Annotated in this window: 21 protein-coding genes and 2 tRNA genes; 19 read left to right on the forward strand and 4 right to left on the reverse strand. The window is 25.5% G+C overall.

All coding sequences use genetic code 11. The features are described from left to right. Positions 1 to 54: 54 nt before the first annotated feature. The 9 genes from rarD to B9N70_RS02745 are packed head-to-tail and all read left to right on the forward strand — an operon-like array spanning position 55 to position 8,392. A complete protein-coding gene (gene rarD, locus B9N70_RS02705) occupies positions 55 to 933 on the forward strand; it encodes an EamA family transporter RarD (protein WP_085114270.1) in 879 nt (292 codons plus the stop codon). After that, positions 920 to 1,921: a lytic murein transglycosylase gene (locus B9N70_RS02710; protein ID WP_085114271.1), complete on the forward strand. Its 1,002-nt coding sequence runs from the start codon at positions 920 to 922 to the stop codon at positions 1,919 to 1,921. The genes rarD and B9N70_RS02710 overlap by 14 nt, the downstream gene beginning before the upstream one ends. Next, on the forward strand, positions 1,911 to 2,660 hold the full coding sequence (locus tag B9N70_RS02715; protein WP_085114272.1) for a hypothetical protein: 750 nt from the start codon (positions 1,911 to 1,913) through the stop codon (positions 2,658 to 2,660). The genes B9N70_RS02710 and B9N70_RS02715 overlap by 11 nt, the downstream gene beginning before the upstream one ends. Continuing rightward, positions 2,653 to 3,804: a D-alanyl-D-alanine carboxypeptidase family protein gene (locus B9N70_RS02720; RefSeq protein ID WP_085114273.1), complete on the forward strand. Its 1,152-nt coding sequence runs from the start codon at positions 2,653 to 2,655 to the stop codon at positions 3,802 to 3,804. Before B9N70_RS02715 ends, B9N70_RS02720 begins: the two co-directional genes overlap by 8 nt. After that, the gene (gene tmk / locus B9N70_RS02725; RefSeq protein WP_085114274.1) at positions 3,797 to 4,408 is read left to right on the forward strand and encodes a dTMP kinase; all 612 of its coding nucleotides are present in this window, start codon (positions 3,797 to 3,799) and stop codon (positions 4,406 to 4,408) included. The genes B9N70_RS02720 and tmk overlap by 8 nt, the downstream gene beginning before the upstream one ends. Further along, positions 4,405 to 5,337: an AAA family ATPase gene (locus B9N70_RS02730; RefSeq protein ID WP_085114275.1), complete on the forward strand. Its 933-nt coding sequence runs from the start codon at positions 4,405 to 4,407 to the stop codon at positions 5,335 to 5,337. The genes tmk and B9N70_RS02730 overlap by 4 nt, the downstream gene beginning before the upstream one ends. Then, positions 5,330 to 6,871 carry a methionine--tRNA ligase gene (gene metG / locus B9N70_RS02735; protein ID WP_085114276.1) on the forward strand — a complete coding sequence of 514 codons (1,542 nt, stop codon included), beginning with the start codon at positions 5,330 to 5,332 and terminating at the stop codon, positions 6,869 to 6,871. The genes B9N70_RS02730 and metG overlap by 8 nt, the downstream gene beginning before the upstream one ends. Beyond that, the gene (locus B9N70_RS02740) at positions 6,864 to 7,622 is read left to right on the forward strand and encodes a TatD family hydrolase (RefSeq protein ID WP_085114277.1); all 759 of its coding nucleotides are present in this window, start codon (positions 6,864 to 6,866) and stop codon (positions 7,620 to 7,622) included. The genes metG and B9N70_RS02740 overlap by 8 nt, the downstream gene beginning before the upstream one ends. Next, entirely contained in the window at positions 7,622 to 8,392 is a 771-nt protein-coding gene (locus tag B9N70_RS02745) for an MBL fold metallo-hydrolase (protein ID WP_085114278.1), read from the forward strand. Before B9N70_RS02740 ends, B9N70_RS02745 begins: the two co-directional genes overlap by 1 nt. Here the strand turns inward: B9N70_RS02745 and B9N70_RS02750 are convergent. The 3 genes from B9N70_RS02750 to B9N70_RS02760 are packed head-to-tail and all read right to left on the reverse strand — an operon-like array spanning position 8,387 to position 10,557. Next, positions 8,387 to 8,938, reverse strand: a complete 552-nt coding sequence (locus B9N70_RS02750) for a glutathione peroxidase (protein WP_231909423.1) — start codon at positions 8,936 to 8,938, stop codon at positions 8,387 to 8,389. The two genes, B9N70_RS02745 and B9N70_RS02750, sit on opposite strands and share 6 nt — an antisense overlap. Further along, positions 8,935 to 10,110 (reverse strand): Na+/H+ antiporter NhaA, encoded by a 1,176-nt coding sequence (gene nhaA, locus B9N70_RS02755; protein WP_085114279.1) that lies wholly within the window; start codon positions 10,108 to 10,110, stop codon positions 8,935 to 8,937. Before nhaA ends, B9N70_RS02750 begins: the two co-directional genes overlap by 4 nt. A 3-nt stretch (positions 10,111 to 10,113) precedes the next feature. Further along, complete coding sequence (locus B9N70_RS02760; protein ID WP_085114280.1) at positions 10,114 to 10,557, reverse strand: zinc-ribbon domain-containing protein; 444 nt, start codon at positions 10,555 to 10,557, stop codon at positions 10,114 to 10,116. Positions 10,558 to 10,655: 98 nt separating this feature from the next. Between B9N70_RS02760 and B9N70_RS02765 the strand changes: the two genes are divergently transcribed. Continuing rightward, positions 10,656 to 11,402 (forward strand): hypothetical protein, encoded by a 747-nt coding sequence (locus B9N70_RS02765; protein ID WP_085114281.1) that lies wholly within the window; start codon positions 10,656 to 10,658, stop codon positions 11,400 to 11,402. On the opposite strand, the gene B9N70_RS02770 is transcribed toward B9N70_RS02765, so the two are convergent. After that, on the reverse strand, positions 11,397 to 12,182 hold the full coding sequence (locus B9N70_RS02770; RefSeq protein WP_085114282.1) for a class I SAM-dependent methyltransferase: 786 nt from the start codon (positions 12,180 to 12,182) through the stop codon (positions 11,397 to 11,399). The genes B9N70_RS02765 and B9N70_RS02770 overlap by 6 nt on opposite strands. 97 nt (positions 12,183 to 12,279) lie before the next feature. Between B9N70_RS02770 and B9N70_RS02775 the strand changes: the two genes are divergently transcribed. The 9 genes from B9N70_RS02775 to B9N70_RS02815 all read left to right on the forward strand — a co-directional run bounded on the left by B9N70_RS02775 (position 12,280) and on the right by B9N70_RS02815 (position 19,628). Continuing rightward, positions 12,280 to 12,356 (forward strand) — tRNA-Pro (locus tag B9N70_RS02775). A 3-nt stretch (positions 12,357 to 12,359) separates the two neighbouring features. After that, positions 12,360 to 12,641 carry an ETC complex I subunit gene (locus B9N70_RS02780; RefSeq protein ID WP_085114283.1) on the forward strand — a complete coding sequence of 94 codons (282 nt, stop codon included), beginning with the start codon at positions 12,360 to 12,362 and terminating at the stop codon, positions 12,639 to 12,641. A 3-nt stretch (positions 12,642 to 12,644) separates the two neighbouring features. Then, positions 12,645 to 13,637, forward strand: a complete 993-nt coding sequence (locus tag B9N70_RS02785) for a putative transporter (RefSeq protein WP_085114284.1) — start codon at positions 12,645 to 12,647, stop codon at positions 13,635 to 13,637. Continuing rightward, positions 13,637 to 14,578: a class II fructose-bisphosphatase gene (gene glpX, locus B9N70_RS02790; protein WP_085114285.1), complete on the forward strand. Its 942-nt coding sequence runs from the start codon at positions 13,637 to 13,639 to the stop codon at positions 14,576 to 14,578. Before B9N70_RS02785 ends, glpX begins: the two co-directional genes overlap by 1 nt. After that, positions 14,578 to 16,278, forward strand: coding sequence for a single-stranded-DNA-specific exonuclease RecJ (locus tag B9N70_RS02795; RefSeq protein ID WP_085114286.1), 1,701 nt, complete (start codon positions 14,578 to 14,580; stop codon positions 16,276 to 16,278). The genes glpX and B9N70_RS02795 overlap by 1 nt, the downstream gene beginning before the upstream one ends. A 36-nt stretch (positions 16,279 to 16,314) precedes the next feature. After that, positions 16,315 to 16,389: transfer RNA gene (locus tag B9N70_RS02800), tRNA-Glu, on the forward strand. 2 nt (positions 16,390 to 16,391) lie between these two features. Continuing rightward, positions 16,392 to 16,643 carry a GIY-YIG nuclease family protein gene (locus B9N70_RS02805; RefSeq protein WP_231909424.1) on the forward strand — a complete coding sequence of 84 codons (252 nt, stop codon included), beginning with the start codon at positions 16,392 to 16,394 and terminating at the stop codon, positions 16,641 to 16,643. Between the two features lies 1 nt (position 16,644). Then, complete coding sequence (locus B9N70_RS02810; RefSeq protein WP_085114288.1) at positions 16,645 to 18,753, forward strand: glycosyltransferase; 2,109 nt, start codon at positions 16,645 to 16,647, stop codon at positions 18,751 to 18,753. Between the two features lie 20 nt (positions 18,754 to 18,773). Beyond that, on the forward strand, positions 18,774 to 19,628 hold the full coding sequence (locus tag B9N70_RS02815; protein ID WP_085114289.1) for a glycosyltransferase family 2 protein: 855 nt from the start codon (positions 18,774 to 18,776) through the stop codon (positions 19,626 to 19,628). Positions 19,629 to 19,631: the final 3 nt, after the last annotated feature.

The raw sequence follows: 19,631 nt of genomic DNA on the forward strand, positions 1-19,631 counted from the left end.
TAATTCAACTATAAAATAGTCTAATAAACTGACTATAGCCTCAAACACCAAAATATGAATCAAGAATTTAATAAAGGACTTTTATTGACCTCATTAGGTTCTTTTTGGTGGGGATTTATTGGGGTTATTTATTTTAAATATCTAGAATTTATAGGATTTGTAGAAGTCATTATTCATCGATGTGTATGGACAGCCTTTACATTAATTATTACTACATTTTTTTTTTCTAAATGGAAAATTTTTATCTCTACAATCAGAAATAAGAAATTTCTTTTTGGATTATTTTTTTCTGGATTATTAATTTTTATTAATTGGGCTGTTTGGATTTATGCAGTTGCGACTGATCGAATAATCGATGCAAGTTTTGGATATTTCATTATGCCTATTTTAAGTGTTTTTTTAGGCTACATATTTTTTAAAGAAAAATTAAATAAGAATAGAATATTTTCGATTTCATTAGTCATACTATCTATTATCATTCTATTATTTCTAAGTATTAAGTCATTACCATGGGTTGGAATAGTTGTTGGTTTAAGTTGGGGATTTTATAACTTAATACGAAAAAAAATAAATGTTGATACTGATATTGGTCTTTTAATAGAAAGCCTGTTTATTTTACCATTTGCTTTAGTTACTTTTTATTTTGTTTATCAAAAAGGGTTAAATGATTTTTCTACAAATGATATTCCATTATCTTTATTTATTATGTTGACTGGTCCAATGACAGTGATTCCACTTTTTTTGTATGTGCGAGGTGTTGAGTTAAGTGGTTTAGGTCCAGCAGGTATGATTTTTTATATTACACCTACCTTGCAGTTCTTATTGGGTTATTTTTATTATGGTGAGCCATTTTCCACAATAAAATTTGTTAGTTTTATTTTAATTTGGATTGCAGTAATAATATATTTAAAAGATCTTTATGAAACTAATTAAGTTTTCAATTATTTTTTTACTAATATTTACTAAATATTCTTTTTCATATGATGTTAATGACTTCAATAAATGGAAGCTTAATTTTAAAAAAATAGCTTTAAAAAATAACATATCTGAAAACACATTTAATATGGTAATGTCCAATGTCAAATACTCGTCAAAAGTAATTGAGTATGACCGGTTCCAACCTGAATTCTATGAAGATACAAAAACATATATTGGAAAAAGAACCTCAAAACAAAAACAAACAAAAGGTAAAAACTTTTATAAAGATAATAAAGATATTATTGATTTAGTTGAGGCGGAATTTGATATTGAAAAAGAGTTATTACTAGCATTAATGGGTATTGAAACAAACTTTGGAACCTATGTTGGAAAAATGGATATTATTTCGTCTCTGGCAACTTTAAGTTATGACCAACGTCGATCTGAATTTTTTACTAAAGAATTAATAACTTTATTGAAATTAATAGAAAATAAGAAAATTGATTATCAAACACTATATGGATCTTGGGCTGGTGCTTTTGGTTTTTTTCAATTCATGCCAAGTACAATAACTAATTATGCGATTGATTATAATAAAGATGAAATGATTAACTTAAAAGATAATAAGGATGCTTATCCATCTGCTGCTAACTATCTTAATCAAATAGGGTGGAAAAAAAATGAACCATGTTTTTATAGAATTGAATTAAAAAATAATATTCCAAAAAAATATTTAAATATTTCTGCAAAAAAACTTCATAATAAAAAGAAATTAGGTTTTTTTAAAAAATATATAAAAGATTCATCTAAATTGAATGATTTAGATGATAATGTTAACACAGCCATTATAACTCCTGATAAAGATATCATACCAGGTGCGGAAACTTTAAATCCAGCTTATATAGTTTTTGATAATTATGAAGTTATTCTAAAATGGAATAGATCATTAAGGTTTGCACTTGCTGTCTGCACATTGAAAGATAAATTTAAAGATGAAATTTAGATATATATTTTTTTTATTTATACTTGTATTTATTTCTGGCTGTGAACAATACGGCAAAAAATCAAAAAAAGTAAATTTCAAACCTGAGATTAAATATAGAAACACTGGATTTGCATTAATTTATAATGAAAATTTAGATTTAAAAAAACTTGATCAAAGATCTTTGGAAATTTTTCACAAATCTTTAAAAAAAAAATCCAAAGTAAAAATTACAAATCCTTTAAATGGAAAATCTTTGATAGCTAAAATTAAATCAAATAATGTAAAATTTTCTAATTTTTATAATTCGGTAATTAGCGAAAGAATTGCTGAAGATCTGGAAATTAATCCAATAGAACCTTATATAGAAATTGTTCTAATTTCAAAAGATTCAACATTTATAGCTAATAAAGCAAAAACATTTGATGAAGAAAAAAAAGTTGCAGAAAAAGCACCTATTGATGGAATTAAAATTAGCAGTCTCAGTGAGAGTAAAGAATATATAAAGATAAATAAATCTGATCAAAAGATATCCTATTCAATAAAAGTTGCCGATTTCTACTATAAAAAAAGTGCCTTTTTAATGATTGATCGAATTAAATCAGAGACAACCATTAAGACTATCAAACTTGTTGAAATATCAAAAAATAATTTCAGGGTATTATTAGGTCCTTTTAATGATATAAAATCTCTACAAGAGTCTTTTGAACAAATGAACTCACTCAATTTTGAAAATTTAGAAATACTTAAAAATGTTTAGAATAATTATTATTAATCTTTTATCTTTTATTTTTTTAATTTCTAATTCAAATTCAAATATCGAAATTAAAGCTCGTACTGCCATTCTTCAAGATTTTTTATCAGGTGAAATTTTATATGAAAAAGAACCAGATATTCAAATCTATCCAGCATCAATGACTAAAATTATGACTTCCATAATTGCATTTGATTTAATTAAATCTGGAGACTTAAGTTTAGATGATAAATTTATTGTATCTGAAAAAGCTTGGAGACTTTCAACTGCAGGTTATTCCTCGATGTTTATCATGGTTGGTGATGAGGTTTCAGTTGAAGATTTACTTCATGGTATAATAACAGCATCAGGTAATGACGCCTGTATAGCTCTTGCCGAAGGTATTGCTGGAACTGAAGAAGAGTTTGCAATTTTAATGACAGCTAAAGCAAAAGAATTAGGTATGGATAATACTAATTTTGCAAATTCATCCGGTATTAATGATCCTGACAATTACTCAACTGTTAGAGATATTTTAAGAATGTCCAGATATTTAATACAAAAACATCCAGATTTTTATGAATGGTTTTCAATTAAAGAATTTACATGGGATAGAACAGGGGGAGATCCTATAACACAAGGTAATCGTAATCCTCTATTATATAAAAATATTGGTGCTGATGGTATCAAAACTGGTTATTTAGCTGTTGAAAAATATTCCTTAGCCTCTTCTTTAATAAGAAATGGAAGAAGATTAATTGCTGTTGGCAGTGGTTTTGAAACTAAAAATGCAAGATCTAGAGAAAGTTCTAAACTTTTAACTTATGGATTAACTAATTTTGATGTTGTCGAAATAAATAATGCAAATAAAACAATTGATAAAGTTGATGTTTGGCTTGGAAAAGAAGATCAAGTTGAGGTTTACGTTAATGAAAATATTTATAAAACAATCAAAAAAGCTAAAAAAGGATTATTAAAAGTTGCTTTAAAGTATGAAGGACCTGTTGAAGCACCGATTAAAAAAAATGATATGTTAGGAAAATTCAAAGTTGTTTATGATGAAGAGTTAATAGGTGAATACGAACTTTTGGCTGCTAAAGACATAGAGAGAGTAAATATCTTTACTAGATTAATAAAGTCTTTGAACTATTTAATCTGGGGTGATGTCTAGATATCCTGTAATAGTTTTTGAAGGTATAGAAGGTAGTGGTAAAAGCTTCCATATTTCTAATGTAGCGAAATATCTTAAAAAAAAGAATATAGATTTTATAAAAATTCGTGAACCAGGTGGTTCTATAAACTCTGAAAGAATTAGAAAATTAATTTTAAATAAGAAATCTAATTTTAATAAGATAACTGATTTATTGCTTTATCTTGCTTCCAGAAGTGAAAATATTGAACAATTAAAAAAAAGTTATAAAAAAAAAGTAATTTTGATTGATCGATTTACTGACTCTACAATTGCTTATCAACATTATGGCTTTGGCGTTGATATAAAATTAATAAACACTATCAATAATTTTATCCTAAAAAAATTTAAAGTTGATTATACATTTTTAAATATTGTTAATAAAAACAACATGATTAAGAGATTAAAAATTAGAAAATCACTTAATAGATACGATAAATTTAAGACTAGTTTTTATCAAAAAGTTCAAAGAGGTTTTGTAACATTGGCAAATAAAAATAAAAAAAAGTATACCATTATTAATTCGAATTATAATATTGATTATAATAAGAAAATTATATTACGAACAATAGATGAAATACTATGAGTAATTTACTACCTATAAATCAATATAAACTTTATGGCTTAGAAAAATATTTCACTGAACTTGTAAAGTTTTATAAAAACCAAAAATTTCCAAACAAGATTTTATTCAGTGGTCAAAAAGGTATCGGTAAATCTACATTAGCATTTCATTTTATAAACTATGTATTAACAATAGGTGAACAAGTAAGTTATGATGTGGAAAATTTTCAAATAAATACAGAAAGTTCTGAATTTAAAACGATAAATAACCAATCTAATACAAATTTGATAACAATTGATGTTAATGAAGATAAAAAATCTATTGATATTCAACAAATCAGAGACCTAATAGTCAATTTAAATAAATCCTCTTTTAATCAAAAACCAAGATTTGTTTTAATTGATAATATTGAATTATTAAATACCAATTCAATCAATGCATTATTGAAAGTTCTTGAAGAGCCTAATGAGAATATTAATTTTATATTAATACATAATAACAAAAAAATTTTACCAACTTTATTATCAAGGTGTATTAATTTTAAGATCAATTTATCAAATCAAGAATATTTGAAGATTTCAAATCAACTTTTAAATGATGATATAAATAATTTGATTTCTAAAGAACTATTGAATTATTATTTCACACCTGGTGAAATTTATCATTTAGTTCAATTTTCTTTAGAAAATAAGTATGATTTATCAAACATAGATTTAAGAAATTTTCTAAAAATTCTGATTAAAGATGCACATTATAAAAAGAATAATTTTATTAATAATATGATGTATAGTTTTATTGAATTTTATTTTAGAAAATTAAACAAATCTTTTTCTAAATTAATCAATAAAAAGTATTACTATTTTATTAAGAGAATTTCAGATACAAAAATTTATAATTTAGATAAAGAATCTTTATTTATAGAATTTAATGAAGAAATTTTAGATGCATAAAAATTTTTATATCACAACACCAATATATTACCCTTCTGCAAAACCTCATATGGGTCATGCATATTCAAGTATCATTGCTGACTTTTTTGCAAGATTTAAAAGAATTGATGGTTTTGATGTCAATTTTTTAACTGGCACAGATGAACATGGACTTAAGATTCAAAGAGCAGCTGAAAAAAAGGGGTTAGAAACTCTTAAATTTTGTGATGAAATCAGTAAAACTTTTCGAGATTTATCTAAAACCCTTAATTTAACAAATACTGATTTTATTAGAACTACTGAAGATCGTCATAAAAATTCTGTCCAAAATTTATGGAAAGAATTGGAAAAAAATGATGACATATATTTGTCAAAATATTCAGGATGGTATTCTGTATCTGATGAAGCATTTTATACGGACGATGAAATTGAGGAAATTGATGGTAAAAAATTATCAAAAACTTCTAAATCGCTAGTTGAATGGATGGATGAAGAATCTTATTTTTTCAGACTTTCTAAATGGGAAAAACCTTTGCTTGATTATTACGAAAAAAATCCTGAATTTATATCCCCAAAAGCAAGAAGAAATGAAGTTATTAGTTTTGTTAAAGGAGGTTTGAAAGATTTATCAGTAAGTAGAAAAAGCTTTTCTTGGGGGATACCAGTACCTAGTAATAAGGAACATGTAATTTATGTATGGTTAGATGCATTAACGAATTATATCAGTGCACTAAACTACCCTGATGTGAATAATCAACTTTTAAAAAAATATTGGCCTGCAAATGTACATTTGATAGGTAAAGACATATTGAGATTTCACGCTGTATATTGGCCAGCTTTTTTATTAGCTGCTAAAATACCTTTGCCTAAAAAAGTTTATGGTCATGGTTGGATACTATCTGGTGAAGAAAAAATGTCTAAATCAAAAGGTAACATTTTAGATCCAATAGAAATAATTAATCAATATGGTTTAGACCCTTTAAGATATTATTTAATCAAAGAAGTTTCATTCGGAAATGATGGTAATATTTCACAAGATAGATTGGAAGATTGTATAAATAGCGATCTAGCAAACAATTATGGAAACTTGTGTCAAAGAGTTACTGCTTTTGCAATTAAAAACTGTGAAGGTAAAATTCCTAAAGATATTGAATTTAATGAAGATGACTTGGTTATTTTAGATAAATTTAAAGATAATATTAATTTAATTAGAAAAAAAATTGATGAATTAGACTTAAATTTTTATATTGAGTTTATTGTTAATTCACTATTTGAAGCAAACAAATATTTTAATGATCAAGAACCATGGAAAAAGAAGGATAGTATCAAAAGATTGAACACAATAGTTTTTACAACATTAGAAATTGTTAGAAAAATAAGCTTCTTGTTATATCCAATAATTCCTCAATCATCATTAAATGCTTTAAAAATTTTTTCGATTAATGAAAATCAAATTGATTATTCAACAATTGAGAATCACAATTATTTATCTAAATTAGATACAATTAATAAAATAGATATTTTGTTTAAAAAAATTGAAAAACTGAATGATTGATTCACATTGTCATCTAGATCATTCACCACTTTTTGATGATATAGGTAATGTCATTAAAAGATCTAAAGAAGTGGGTATAGAAAAATTGCTTACGATTTGCACAACCATAAAAAGTTTTGAAAAAATAAAACTTTTAGTGAAGCAAGATGATATAATTTTTGGAACATATGGAATCCATCCTCATGAAGCTAAAAATGATAAAGTAAATTCAGATATAATCATTAAAGAAGTTAAAAATAATAATAAGATAATTGGTATTGGTGAGACTGGATTAGATTTTTATTATAATTACAGTGATAAAGATGATCAGATAACTAGTTTTGAAGAACACATTAAAGCCTCAATTAAGCTAAATATTCCTTTAATTGTTCATTCAAGAAATGCAGAAAAAGAGACTTTAGAAGTTTTTAGTAAATTCAAAAATAAGAATTTAAAAATTTTAATGCATTGCTTCACTGGTTCAAAAGAATTTGTGGATAATTTGTTATCTTTTGGGGCTTATTTTTCTGCTAGTGGAATTATAACTTTTAAAAATTCTTTAGAATTGCAAGAAACATTTAAATCTATTCCGTTAAATAAGTTGCTAATTGAAACTGATAGCCCGTATTTAGCACCAGTTCCAAATAGAGGTAAACAAAATGAGCCATCTTATGTAAAATTTACTGCTCAAAAACTTGCTGAGATTAAAAATATTTCAAATTTAGATTTAATAAAGAATACAACTTCAAACTTTAATAATCTTTTTAATTAATGAAGTTTACTATTTTAGGATGTGGAAGCTCAATGGGTGTGCCAAGATCTGATGGATATTTTGGTAATTGTGATCCAAAAAACAAAAAAAATTACAGGACAAGATGTTCTGCTTTAATACAAACTAAATCTGAAAATGTTTTAATTGATACTTCGCCAGATTTGAGACAACAACTAATTTACAATAAAATTAATAAGATAGACAAAGTTCTTTATTCTCATATGCACGCTGATCAAACACACGGTATTAATGATTTAAGAGTTTTTTATATCCAAAACAAAAAAACTATTCCTGTATATGCTGATCATCCAACTAAAAAATATTTGTTCAATACTTTTAAATATTGCTTCATTAATAACAGCAAAGAATATCCAGCTACTCTTAAATTAAACTCTTTAAATGATAATTTGTCTATTTCTGATGGTAAAAAGAAACTTAAAGTTAAGGGTGTTAATGTTAAACATGGTAAAGTAAATAGTGTTTGCTACATAATTGATAAAAAAATTGCATATATCAGTGATATTAGCAATATTTCTAAAAAGAATTATAAATTTTTTAGAAATTTAAAATATTTGATAATCGATTGTTTATGGTTGAGATACCATCCATCCCACTTAAATCTAGAAAGTTCCTTAAAATATATAAATGAATTCAAACCAAAAAAGGCAATTTTAACAAATCTACATTCTGATTTAGATTATAATTTCTTAAAAAAAACTTTACCTAAAAATGTTATGCCTGCTTATGATGGTCTTACGGTAAACTTATAGTATTTCTTCTATCTTATTTATTAACTTTTTTGACATTGGTTTTGTGAAGGATGAGTAGGTATCCTCGATTTTTCCATCTTTATTTATCAATATTTTATGAAAGTTCCATTTTGGCACAGCAGAATTTCCATAATTTTCTTTTGCCCATAAATAAATAGGATGTGCATTTTCTCCCTTAACATTAATTTTTGCAGTCATTGGAAACGTTATATTGAAATTCGTTTCACAAAAATCTTTTATTTCATTGTTACTACCTGGCTCTTGTCCACCAAATTGATTTGAAGGAACACCTAAAACAACTAATCCTTTCACACTATACTTATCGTATAGTTCCTGAAGTTCAGAATATTGTTTTGTGAAACCACAATTGCTTGCAACATTTACAAGTAAAACTGCTTTGTTTTTAAAATTTTCTAAAGCAAAAGTTTTCTCATTTATATCTTTAATTTCAAAGTCAAAAAATATTTTTTCATATTCCGCATTCACTGTATTAAAAAATGAAATCATAAAAATTATAATATAAATTAATCCTTTAAATTGGTTCATTTATTTTTAGAAGAAATTAACAATATGAAGTAACCAAAAACTGTAGAGAGTAGGGATCCTGTTAAAACACCAATTTTAACTCCATCAATATATTGAGTATTTTCAACAAAAGCTAAATTTCCAACAAATAAACTCATTGTAAAACCAATCCCTGTTAAAATTGAAACACCATATACACTTAACCAATTAGAATTATTTGGCATATCAGCAAATTTAAATTTTACAGAGACGTAAGAGAATAATAATACACCAATTTGTTTTCCAAAAAAAAGTCCCATTAAAATTCCAAGAGGGACAGGGTTTAGTAAACTTGATAAGGATAATCCCTCAAGATTTACACCTGCATTTGCAAAAGCAAATATTGGCATAATCATAAATGCCACATAAGGAGAAATAGCGTGTTCAAGTTTTACTAATAATGAAAAATCATGTTCTTTAAGTCTGTGAGGTATTGTTGATGCCAATAGAACACCAGCTATAGTTGCGTGTATACCAGATTTATAAGTGAAAAACCACATACACAATCCTATTAATAAATATGGTGTAAAAATCTTAACTGAAAATTTATTGAGAATTAATAATAAAATATAACTTATCAATATCAAACTCAAATAAGGTATGCTTAAATCGCCTGAATAAAAGAACGCTATAATTAAAATTGCCCCTAAATCATCTATTATAGCAAGTGCTGTTAAAAATACCTTTAACGAAATCGGAACTCTTGAACCAAGTAAGGATAATATTCCTAATGAAAAAGCAATATCAGTGGCAGAGGGTATTGCCCATCCATTAATTGTTTCTGAATTTCCATAATTGATAACCACATAAAATAACGCTGGCACAACCATGCCACCAACTGCAGCTATAATTGGAAGTAAAGCTTGTTTTATATTTGACAATTCACCTTGAAGAAATTCCCTTTTAATTTCAAGTGTTACAAAAAAAAAGAAAATTGCCATTAAGGCATCATTTATCCAATGATGGACTGATAATTTTAATCCAAATTCATTTATTCCTATAAAAAGATATTTTTCTAAAGTTTCAAAATAAATACTACTAAATGTACTATTACTAATGACTAATGCAAAAATAGCAGCTATTAATAAAACTAATCCACTTGCAGCCTCTAATTTAAAAAACCATTTAAAAGGTTTTGAAATATATTGGATCATGAATTAAATTATTAAATCTTTCAAAAATAAATAAATATCTTTTATAGTTTCATATAAATTATACAAGATTTTTTCAACTGCTGGAAAAATATATCCAATAGGTGTCTTAAAAGTATCTAATACTATGATGAGAGCTATTATTGATACTAATATAACCACAAAATAAGATGATGCTTTACTGATATTAAATTTTAAATCTGACCTATTTGTATTTACAGGAACATCATTAATTTCACTATCACTTATACTACTATCTGCAGATTTTTGCTTTGATACTTCAATATCATTTAATTCAGACTCTTTCTTATTATTTAAATTTTCTTTATTTTCATTTTTAAAAAACCAAGTATTTTCACAATTACCACATTTTAATAATCTACCTTCTTTAGGAATAAGGTGATCATATAATTCAAAACTTTTATTGCATTTATTACATTTGATGATCATTGAATTTTAAAACTTTCTTAATTTTTTGTTTATGTAATTATGACTTTAAATATATCATTAATTGTATTAATAAATAATTTATCTTTTAATTTAAAATAATGTTCTTTTTTAGCAAAAAATCAAAAAAAAATACCAATAAAAAGCTCAAGATACTCTCGGGATATAATTTTAGATATAGAAATGTTGGAAAACATTCAGAAAATACAATTATTAAATATGCTGAACATTTTAATTTTGATTATGAAATAGATAAAACAAATAAATTTGAAAGACATTTTTACTGGCTTAAGATCAAAATGCTGATTGATAATTTGCAAGCTGGTACACATGAATATTATTTGTGGCTAGATGCCGATACATTTATTTGCAGATATGAAAACATACTCAATCATATTGATAAAAAAAAACATATATTTGTTCATAATCAATTTTTTAAATCAAAACATCAAACAAAATTACCATATATAAATTACCTTACGTGGGGTCCTAATGTCGGTGTTTTACTTGTTAGAAACACAAAATGGTCTTTAGAATTTTTTAAAAATGTTTGGAACAAAAAAAAATATTTATCTCATTATTGGCCTGATAATGCAGCTTTTATGGATGAATTAGGTTTTAAAGCAGAAATATCAAAATTAAATGACAATAATCCACCAAAAAAAATATTAAATAAATTTTATTTTTTATCTGGCATTTGGAACAGTATGCCAAAGAAAAACTTTAAAAATCCAGAAAACGATGAAGTTTCAAACTATTATTTTGATCCTGTAATCATACATTTAGCAGGTATCAGAAGAAGAGACAGATTATTTTTTATAAAAAAGTATAAAAAATTTTTTTTATAATTCTTTAATTATATTAGATATTTGGTTCCTACTGTATAAGTTCATATAACAATAAAAACCACTGTGAGTCGACTCTACATCTTTATCCTTTATTTTTTTGATAGGCTCGGGAAAATTAAATGGTTTTTTTGATAAATTAATTTCTCTAAAATCTCCATCAAGGATATCCAAATTAATGAACTCTTTTTTATTATCTTTAAGCTCATAACTAGTAAGTAAAAGATAATCTATATTGCTTCTTAAAAAATTTCTAAAAAAAGACTTAATACTTTTAAATGATAAATGTATTAAGCAATCACGGCATATCATTAAATTTGAATCAGGAATTTTATCTCTTGTTATATCTAATTTCACAAAATTAATATTATCAGTTTTGTATTTATTTTTATTTTTTTCAATTAAATCAGAAACTATATCTCCGCCTAAATATTTGATCTCATCATTAATAATTGTTTTAATCCAGTTAAAATCTCCACAAGGAGCATCTAAAACGTTTTCAAATCTGTAATATTGAAAAATTTCAACTAATTCTTTTCTCAAATTAACTGTATTTTTTAATTCAGAACCTATCCCTGAAACACTTTCCATAGATGACCAAAAATTTTGTTTATAAATTAAATCAAATTTTTCTTCTTTATTATCTTTACTGAAAATCAAATTTTTTTTCTTTTTATATAGTTTTTTTTCAAAATATCTGAGAGGCGAAGAAATGATTTTTGTTATTGTTTTTATTAAACCATTATTTTTGTAAAATTTGTAATATCTATTAAGTATAAACATGGAGTTATTATTGAAATTTAAGTATATATTACATCTTTTATCTACTTATTTCTTTAATTTATTGAAAACATTTCTAAAAAAGTTATAAGAACTTTCACGGAGTGTAGCGCAGCCTGGTAGCGCATCTGGTTTGGGACCAGAGGGTCGCAGGTTCGAATCCTGCCACTCCGACCATTTATGAGAAAAGCTAAAATTTATATTCCTAATAAAAATCCTATGCAATCAGGTCAAGGGAAAACTGACAAATGGATTTTAGAATATGAAACTAAAAATCCTACTAGCAATCCATTAATGGGTTGGGAAAGTTCATCAGACACTTTTACTGAAATTAGATTAGAATTTTCATCTAAAGAACGTGCAATTAATTATGCAAAAAAAAAGAAAATTGATTTTGAATTAATTGAGCCAAGAAAAAGAAAAGTTGTTAAAAAATCTTACGCAGATAATTTTCTTTCATAAAGAATGTTTAAATTTTTTACTCAAAAAAAATGGTTTTTGTGGAGTATTTTTGGATCAATTTTTATTCTGTTATCCACATGGTACCAAGTGCAACTTGATGTTAAAATTAACGAATGGTTTGGTCAGTTTTATGATACATTACAAAAAGCTTTAACAACACCTAATTCAGTCTCTGAGACAGAATTTATTGGCTATCTTTTTTCTTTTGCTAAAATTGCTGCACTTTGGATTATAATCGCTGTTTTTACAGGTTTTTTTACAAGTCATTGGGTTTTTAGATGGAGAACTTCTATGGCTGAATATTATCATGAACAATGGCTAAAAGCTAGATTAACAGAAGGTGCTTCACAAAGAGTGCAAGAAGACACATTAAAGTTTGCAAGAATAATGGAAGGATTGGGTACCGGTTTGCTTGATAGCATTATGACTTTAATAGCATTTACTCCAATCCTCTGGGTGCTATCAAAACAAATTAATGTTTTACCATGGATTGGTGAAGTTGATCATGCATTAGTATGGGTTGCAATAATTTCAGCTTTAGGTGGAACTCTTTTACTTGCTGCTGTTGGAATAAAATTACCAGGTATTGAATATGATATTCAAAAAGAAGAAGCTGGCTATAGAAAAGAATTAGTTTTAGGAGAAGATGACCCAATAAGAGCCGCACCTCCAACTATAGGTCAATTATATAATAGGGTTAGAGGTATCCACTTTAGATCCTATTTTCATTATTTGTATTTCAACACTGTTAAATGGAGTTATTTCCAAGGAATGGTAATTGTTCCTTATTTAGCTCTTGCCCCAACCATTGTTACTGGTGCTATAACTCTTGGATTTGTTCAACAAATAACTAGAGCTTTTGGTCGTGTTGAAGGTTCATTGCAATATTTGGTGAAAAGTTGGTCGACAATTGTTGAATTAATTTCTGTATGGAAAAGATTAAGAGAATTTGAAGAAAAATTACATTATAGTACTAAGGTTGAATTTTCTAGTTAATGACTATTGATAAAAAATATATTGATTTATTCCATGATGTTTCTGCTAAAGCAGCATATTCATCTTATCACTTAGTTGGTAAAAAAGATAAGATTGCCGCTGACAAAGCAGCAGTAGATTCTATGAGAAATGAATTAAATAAAATAGATATGAATGGTAAAATTGTGATCGGGGAGGGTGAGCTCGATGAAGCACCTATGTTATATATAGGTGAAAAAATAGGCACTGGTAATGGTCCTTTTTTTGATATTGCAGTTGATCCTTTAGAGGGAACAAATTTTGCAGCAAATAATCTTCCAGGAGCCTTAACAGTAATATCAATAGCTGAAAAATCAAATTTATTTAATGCACCAGAAACATACATGGATAAAATTGCAATATCCTCTCCAGAAAATGGAGTTGTAGATTTAGATAATTCTGTGTCTAAAAATATAAAGAATTTAGCTGAACATAAAAATACAAGTCCAGAAAATTTAACTGCATGTATACTTGATAGACCAAGACATAAGAAACAAATTGATGAATTAAAATCACTTAATGTTAAACTAAAACTGATTACTGATGGCGATGTTTCTGGGGCCTTATACGTTACTGATAAGAAGTTTAATATTGATATTTTTTTAGGAATTGGTGGTGGACCCGAGGGTGTTTTAGCTGCATCTGCATTAGATGCCTATGGATGTTACTTTCAAGGAAGATTTATATTCGATACTGATGAAGATAAAATAAGAGCCAAAAAGATGGGTATTAGTGATTTTACCCAAAAATATGAATTAAATCAAATAGTATCAGGAGATTCTATTTTTTGTGCAACTGGAATTACTTCTGGGGATTTGGTAAACGGTATTAACGTATCAGATGATAAATTTATCTCTGAAACATTAATTACACATAAATCCACAAATTTTAGAAAAATAATTAAAAAAACTCACCGAATTTAATGAGATCAGTTTCCAGCAAAAACTGGGAAGAATTTTCAATTAATAGAAGAATTTTAGAAAAAATTAAAATTGAAAATAATCTATCCGAAATTTTAGCAAAGATTATTATTGCCAATAAATTTTCTGATGAAGAAATTTATTCAACAAATAATACAATTTCATATTCAAATCCTTTTCATTTTAACAATGATTTTAATAATTCTTGTAAAATCCTTAAGAAACATATCAATAAAAAAAATAAGATATTAGTTATAGGCGATTATGATGTTGATGGATGTGTGTCTACCTCTTTATTAATAAATTTTTTTAAAAAAATTAATTTAAAAGCTGATTATTATATTCCGAATAGGATTAGAGATGGTTACGGTGTTAATTATAATTTAATAAAATACTTAGTTAAAAGATTTAATCCTGATTTAGTCTTTATGGTTGACTGTGGTTCAAACACAAATGAACCTATTAACTACCTTAAAAAAAAAAATATTGAGTGCTTGATAATTGATCATCACAATATAAATAAACCTTATCCTGCAGCAACTTATATAATTAATCCAAAAAAAGAATGTGATTACAATATTTACGACTATTATTGTTCAGCTTTTTTGACATTTTTTTTTCTTGATGTTTTTATTAAAAAAAATTCATTAAACGTTAATCTTAAAGACTTACATATATATATTGCTTTAGCAACTATAGCAGATGTTATGCCATTAAGAAGAAATAATAGATTTTTTTTACAACAAACTCTAAAAAATTTTGATTTAAATAAAAATTTAATTTTTAAAAAAATATTTCAATTAAAAAAAATAAAAAAAAAACTAGATTATAATGATTTAGCATTTTTGATCGCACCAATGTTTAATTCTGCCGGAAGAATTCACGATGCAAACATTATTGTAAAATTGTTAACTACAAATAATGAAGATCAAATTAAAAAAATTATTATTAAATTAGATAATTTCAACACACATAGAAAAAATATTCAAAATAATTTTTTAAATAATAATGATTTAAATAAATATACTCTTGAAAATGGGATTATCTTTATTGATAATAAAGATTTACATGAGGGTATAATCGGAATAATTGCTTCTAAAATAAAAGAATTATTCAATAAACCATGTATTGTTTTTTCTAAGTCTAATTCAGTATACAAAGGTTCAGCAAGATCAACATATGATTTTAATATAGGCAATTTGATAAAAACTTGTGTAGATAAAAACATGTTAATTTCGGGCGGTGGCCATAATTTAGCAGCAGGTTTAAATATCCAAAAAAATAATATTAAAGATTTTAAAAAATTTTTGGATAGTCAATATTTAAAAAATAAATCTATTAACAAAAACAAGTATATATCAAAGATTTCTTTTAGTTCTTTAAATCTTAAGTTTTTAAATGAAATTTCAAAATTAGAACCTTTTGGTAATTTAAATGAAAATCCATATTTTTTAGTTGAGAATGTCAAAATTAAGAATCCATCTGTAATCAATGACAATTTAATTACTTTATATCTAAAACAATCGAGTAAAAGTTTAATTAAAGCTATTTCTTTTAATCCAATCCGGTCTAAAATTTCTGATTATCTCTTAAATTATATAAACCCTGTTAATTTAATTCTAAGATTAGATAAAATTAATTGGAATAATAAAACTAATATTCAAATAAAAATTGTTGATATAATAACACCTAATAAAGCTTGATTATAAATGCGATATGAAATAAATAATTTGCAATTTGGTCCCTTCGTCTATCGGTTAGGACACGTGGTTTTCATCCTCGAAAGAGGGGTTCGATTCCCCTAGGGACCGCCATTATGAAGGTTTTTTATGTTTATATGTTAAAATGTATAAACAAAAACGTTTCTAGATCATACGTTGGTTACACTAATAATCTCAATTTTCGCCTTGAAAAACATAATTCTGGTAAAGGAGCAAAATCAACAAGAGGTTATCAGTGGAAAATAATCTATAAAAAAAAATTTTATGATAAAAGATTGGCGATGTCCTTTGAATATAAATTAAAAAAAGATAAAAAAAAAAGAAAATACTTAATAGATTTAAATTAATATGAATATTGCAACCATTTTACCGTATAAAGAAAATTATACAAAAAATGGAGCTGGTGCAGTAGCGCTCTGGGTCAGTGAATTTATAAGAGATTCTGTGAATAAAAATTCAACCTATATATTTGGTAGTACGAGAAATAAAAATTTTCTAAGTAAAAATTACATAAACATTAATTTAGATAAATTTAATTCTAAATTAACAAGTACAACAAAAAAATATTCTCAAGAAATACTTAAGAAAGTACAAGAATTTAATTTTGATATTATAGAAATACATAATAGGCCAAATATGGTTGTTGATTTTTCAAATAAAATTAATTCAAAAATTATTTTATACTTTCATAACGATCCTACATCAATGAAGGGTGCTAAAACTGTTAATGAAAGATTATATCTTTTAGAAAAAGTTGATAAAATAATATTTATTTCAAAATGGGTTAAACAAAAATTCTTTTCAAATCTTCCAAAAATTTCTCAAAATAAAACAGGTGTTATTTATCATAGTATTGATCCAGTAAAAAAAAAAATGAAAAAAAATAAGCAGATAATTTTTGTTGGAAAACTCAACGAATCCAAAGGTTATGATTTATTTTGCAAGGCTATGTTTAAAGTTCTAAATGAATTTCCAAATTGGAAAGCCATATCGATAGGAGAAGAAAAAAGATTTCAAGAATTTCCAACACACAATCATCATTTAAATTTAGGTCAACTTTCTCATGAAAAAGTTATAGAATTTTTAGAAAAATCAGAAATTGCAGTCATACCATCTCGATGGGAAGAGCCTTTTGGTAGAACCTCACTAGAAGCTACATCTAGAGGATGTGCAACTATAATATCTGCAACTGGTGGCCTTGAAGAAACAACTGATCATGCGATTAGATTAAAAAATTTAGATACTGAAAATATTGAAACTGAAATAATTAAATTAATTAAAAATGACAGATTAAGAAAAAAAATTCAAATTAAAAGTCAGAAAAATATAAAACATAAAATAAAATTAAATTCTGAAAAAATTGATACAATGAGAAATTCATTATTTCCATTTATAAACTTTAGAATAAATAAAAATCAATTAAGAATTTTAAATATTTATAATTTAGCTCAAAAATTAAACCACAGAATCTACAATCTTTCTTTAGGAAAAAAATTTACTAATGGCTTTATAAGAAATGGACATGATGTAATCGAAATAAGTGATAGAGATTATGTGAGACAGCAAAAAATCTTAAATGTTATAAACATCAAAGATAAATTTAAGAATTATCTTATTGAAACATTTAAAAATTACAATCCAGACTTAGTAGTTTTTGGACATACAGAAAATATAAATGAGGAAATTATTTTTCAGTTTAAATCAATTAATAAAAATTTGATAATATCTCAATGGTATGAAGACCCGCTAATGTCAAATTTGGCAAATACAAGTAAAAACATCAACAAACTAAAGAAACTTTTACCATTAGTTGATCATTCATTTGTGACAACAGATCCATCGGTGATTAATTTAAAAAATAGCGAAAAGAAAAATATTCATTTTTTTATTACACCAGTTGATCACAATATAGAATGTTTTAATGTTTTTGATCTAAACCCAGAAAACGACATTTTTTATGCGATGAGCCATGGTGTTAATCGAGCAATACTTAAATCAGGTAAAATCGATGAAAGAGTAATATTTTTGGAGAAACTTAAAAGCAAAATTAAGGGTATCAAATATGATTTTTATGGAATCGGCAAGCAAGAACCTATTTGGGGGAACAATTTTTATATGTCATTGCTTAACTCTAAAATGGCACTTAATTTAAGTAGAGGAAAGCCCACAAAATATTACTCAAGTAATAGAATTGCTTCATTAATGGGTAATGGTCTATTAGTTTTTATTGATAAGAACGTTAAAATAAATGACTTTTTTAACAAAAATGAAATTGTTACTTACCAAGATATTGATGACCTTTCAGATAAAATAAAATATTTTAAAACTAATGAAAAGCTTAGAAAAAATATCGCAAAAAGAGGAAAGCAAAAATATTTTAAATTGTTTAATGAAAAAAGTATTTCAAAATATTTAACTGATATTTCCACTGGAAAAAAGGCTTCTTTGATAAATTAGATAGTCAATTTCAAAATATAATGAAAATATCTATAATCATTCCAACTTTTAATAACCTAAATTATCTAAAATTATTTCTTAATTCTATAAAAAAAAACTCTTTCTACACTGAACATGAAATTATTTTACATATCAATGATGGTTCTGATGGGACTTTAGAGTATGCTAAAAATAATAAAATTAGATTTAGTTTTAGTCCAAAAAATATTGGATTGTGTAGTTCTATGAATAAAGCATACTCACTTACAACAACAAACTATATACTTTATGCTCATGACGATATGTATTTTTGTAAAAATTGGGATTATTTTTTAATTAGTGAGATAAATAGTCAAAAAAATAATTTATTTTATTTATCTGGTACAAATGTTTCTACGAGACACGGTTTAATTAATTTTGACTGTGGAAATAATATTGAAGACTTTGATGAAAAAAAATTTGAAAAATTTTGCCTAGAAGACGATACCCCTGATTTGCAAAGTTCTCATTGGGCTCCACATATAATTCATAAAGAATTGTGGGATAAAATTGGAGGTTTTAGTGAGGAATTTAATCCGGGTGATGGGTCTGATCCTGATTTTTGCATGAAACTTTGGAATGCAAACACAAGAGTATTTAAAGCCATTTCAAAATTTAAAGTTTATCATTTTAATTCTAAAACAACCAGAAATTCAAAAGTAATTCTCAATAATGGTACTAAAACATTTTTATTTAAATACGGATTTAATCCTAGATTTTTCCGAAAACATTATTTGAGAGGTAATATTTCTATTATTCCATATCTTGGAACTTTAACAAATCCAATCAAAGATCTAAATTTTTATTTTGAATTAATCAAATGTAAGTTAAAAATTTTTTTTTATAAAATGATCTGATTT

Source organism: Candidatus Pelagibacter sp. HIMB1321 (assembly GCF_900177485.1).
Classification (GTDB): Bacteria; Pseudomonadota; Alphaproteobacteria; order Pelagibacterales; family Pelagibacteraceae; genus Pelagibacter.